Origin of the sequence: Burkholderia sp. HMSC10F09 (assembly GCF_001806955.1) — a bacterium.
Classification (GTDB): Bacteria; Pseudomonadota; Gammaproteobacteria; order Burkholderiales; family Burkholderiaceae; genus Burkholderia; species Burkholderia multivorans.
Genome location: NZ_KV786595.1, coordinates 1 through 3,547 on the forward strand (window position 1 = coordinate 1; position 3,547 = coordinate 3,547).

Consider the following 3,547-nt stretch of genomic DNA (forward strand, 5'->3'; position numbering starts at 1 on the left):
CGTGCCGGCCGGCAGCGCGGGCACGGCCGCCGCTTCGACCGCACGCGCGGTACGCACCGGCGCGAGCGCCGTGCCGCCCGCGACGCGCCAGCTCGACACGATCGCCTTCATCTGACGCGTCTGCTCCTCGAGCGACGCGGCCGCAGCGGCCGCCTGCTCGACGAGCGCCGCGTTCTGCTGCGTGACGGCGTCCATCTGGCCGACCGCGCGATTGACCTGCTCGATGCCGGTCGACTGCTCGTCCGACGCGGCGCTGATCTCGCCCATGATGTCCGTCACGCGGCGCACGGCCTGCACGATCTCGTCCATCGTCGAGCCCGCGCGCGCGACGAGCGCCGAGCCGCTATCGACCTTCGCGGCCGAATCGCCGATCAGCTGCTTGATCTCCTTCGCGGCCGTCGCGCTGCGCTGCGCGAGCGAGCGCACTTCGCCGGCGACCACCGCGAAGCCGCGGCCCTGCTCGCCTGCGCGCGCCGCTTCGACCGCCGCGTTCAGCGCGAGGATGTTGGTCTGGAACGCGATGCCGTCGATCGTGCCGATGATGTCGACGATCTTGCCCGAGCTCGCCGCGATGTCCTGCATCGTCGACACGACCTGGCCGACCACCTCGCCGCCCTGCGTCGCGATGTCCGACGCGTTCACGGCGAGCTGGCTCGCCTGCCGCGCGTTCTCCGCGTTCTGCCGCACGGTGCCCGTCAGCTGCTCCATGCTCGATGCGGTTTCCTGCAGCGACGCGGCCTGTTCCTCGGTGCGCTGCGACAGGTCCGTATTGCCGGTCGCGATCTCGCGCGCGCCGACGTCGATCGATTCGGTGCCGCGATGCACGGCCTGCACCATCGCGGTCACGGCATCCTGCATGCGCTTGATACCGCCGAACAGCCGGCCGATCTCGTTCTTGCTGAACACGTGCACCGGCTGCGTGAGGTCGCCGCCCGCGATCCGTTCGAAATGCGCGATCGCGTCCTCGAGCGGCTTGACGATCAGCCCGCGCAGCGCGAAGCGGATTGCGATCACGACGACGAACGCGATCGCGATGCCGGCCGCGATCAGCGCGATCATCAGCGAGATCTGCGATTGCGTCGACGCGTGGCGGTCGTTCGCGCGCTGCTGCAGCGACGCGATCACGGCCGCGGCGGCCTGGTCGTACGCGACGAACATGGGGCTGATCTTCGTATCGGCGACTGCATGGTAGGCGGCCATGTCGCCCGCGCGCGCGGCCGCGAACTCCGGCTCGACGCCTTCCTTCACGATCGTCGCGTAGCGCGCGGCGAGCTCGTCGACGAGCGCCTGCTCGACGCCGAGCTTCGGCGTCGACTGGAACGTCTGCCAGTTCTGGTTCGACTTCGCGAACAGCTCCTGCGCACGATCGAGCACCTTCGCGGCCTCGGCCGCGTTGCCGGCCTCGGTCAGCGAGCGGAAGCGGTCGAGCGACACGCGCGCGCGCAGCAGATACGACGACGTATCGTCGAGCGCGTGGATCGCCGGCAGATCGACGTGCGCGATCTCGTCGAGCGAGCGGCTCGCGTGATTCAGCGCGAACAGACCGAGGCCGCCGATCGCGGCGGCAAGACAGACGAGGATGAGTCCGACCGCCGTGAGCGTCGTGCGGATCGACCAGTTTTGCAGCATCGCAGATTCTCCCGAAGTTCCGTGCGCGCGTATCGCGCGCTTATGCGCCGAGCGTTTCGATCAGCGCCATTTCCCGGCTCGACATCAGCTTCTCGATGTCCATCAGGATCAGCATCCGGCCGTCGACGGTGCCGAGGCCCGTCAGATATTCGGTGGTCAGCGTCGCGCCGAATTCGGGCGCCGGCATGATCTGCTCGGCCGAGAGCGTGAGCACGTCCGACACGCCGTCGACGACCATCCCGACGACGCGATGCGCGACGTTCAGAATGATTACGACCGTCTGGTGGTCGTACTCGACGCGGCCGAGGTGGAACTTGATCCGCATGTCGACGATCGGCACGATGATGCCGCGCAGGTTGATCACGCCCTTGATGAAATCGGGCGCGTTCGCGATCCGCGTGACGCTGTCGTAGCCGCGGATCTCCTGCACCTTCAGGATGTCGATCCCGTATTCCTCGTCGCCGAGCGTGAACACCAGGAATTCCTGGCCCGTCGCGTCGCCATGTTCCGCGTCGCGGCGGCCGGTCGTCGCGTTGGCCGCGTTCGCCGCGGCCGGATTGATCATTTGGACTTCAGCAGACACGTTTGCCCCCAATCGGTTGATGGCGAGAGTCAGAACATCGCGAGCTCGGCGCCCGCCCGGGCGCCGTGCGTCGCACGGGTTTCGCGGTTCAGCGCCGCGACGTCGACGATCAGCGCGACGCTGCCGTCGCCGAGGATGGTCGCCGCGGAGATGCCGTGCACCTTGCGGTAGTTGGTCTCGAGGTTCTTCACGACGACCTGCTGCTGGCCGACCAGCTCGTCGATCAGCATCGCGAAGCGGCGCCCCTCGGTTTCCATGATCGTGACGATCCCCTGCGTCGGATCGGTGCGCGCGCCCTCGACCGAGAACACCTCATGCAGCGCGACGAGCGGCAGGTACTCGCCGCGCACGCGCACCACGCGCTCGCCGTTGCCGACCGTGTAGATGTCGTCGTTCGACGGCTGCAGCGACTCCATCACGAAGTTCAGCGGCAGAATGAAGATCTCGCTGCCGACCTTCACCGACATCCCGTCGAGGATCGCCAGCGTGAGCGGCAGCACGATCCGCGTGGTCGTGCCGCGCCCGGCCTGCGACGAGATCTCGACGTGGCCGCCCATCGACTGGATGTTGCGCTTCACGACGTCCATCCCGACGCCGCGGCCCGACACGTCGGTCACCGTCTCGGCAGTCGAGAAGCCCGGCGCGAAGATCAGCTGCCAGACTTCGTCGTCGCTGATGTTCTCGGGGATCTGCATGCCCTGCTTCGCGGCCTTCGCGAGGATCCGCTCGCGGTTCAGGCCCGCGCCGTCGTCGCTGACCTCGATCACGATGTTGCCGCCGTGATGCGCGGCCGACAGCACGAGCTGGCCGACCGCATCCTTGCCGGCCGCGATCCGCTTGTCGACCGTCTCGATGCCGTGGTCGAGACTGTTGCGCACGAGGTGCGTGAGCGGATCGATGATCCGCTCGATCAGGCTCTTGTCGAGTTCGGTCGCCTGACCGAACGTAACCAGTTCGACCTGCTTGCCGAGCTTGCCCGCGAGATCGCGCACGAGGCGCGGGAAGCGGCTGAACACGTAGTCCATCGGCATCATGCGGATCGACATCACCGCTTCCTGCAGATCGCGCGCGTTGCGCTCGAGCTGCGCCATCCCGTTGAACAGACGGTCGTGCAGCGCCGGATCGAACGCGCTCGCGGTCTCGGCGAGCATCGCCTGCGTGATCACGAGTTCGCCGACGAGGTTGATCAGCTGGTCGACCTTCTCGACGCCGACGCGGATCGAACTGCCTTCCGCGCCTGCCGCGGCGGCCGCGGCCGGACGTGCGCGCTTGTCGTCGTGATGCGCGGCCGGCTGCGCGGCCGCGGACGGCACGGGCGATTCGGCGTGCGCGGCA

Annotated in this window: 3 protein-coding genes; all 3 read right to left on the reverse strand. The window is 68.1% G+C overall.

All coding sequences use genetic code 11. The annotated features are described in order from the left end of the window. Positions 1-1,629 (reverse strand): methyl-accepting chemotaxis protein (locus HMPREF3115_RS06570; protein WP_070553804.1); only part of this gene is annotated, 1,629 nt, incomplete at its 3' end. Between the two features lie 40 nt (positions 1,630-1,669). Then, positions 1,670-2,194, reverse strand: coding sequence for a chemotaxis protein CheW (gene cheW, locus HMPREF3115_RS06575; RefSeq protein WP_006401394.1), 525 nt, complete (start codon positions 2,192-2,194; stop codon positions 1,670-1,672). A gap of 47 nt (positions 2,195-2,241) precedes the next feature. Continuing rightward, on the reverse strand, positions 2,242-3,547 hold a 1,306-nt coding region (locus tag HMPREF3115_RS06580), incomplete at its 5' end, for a chemotaxis protein CheW (RefSeq protein ID WP_176748740.1).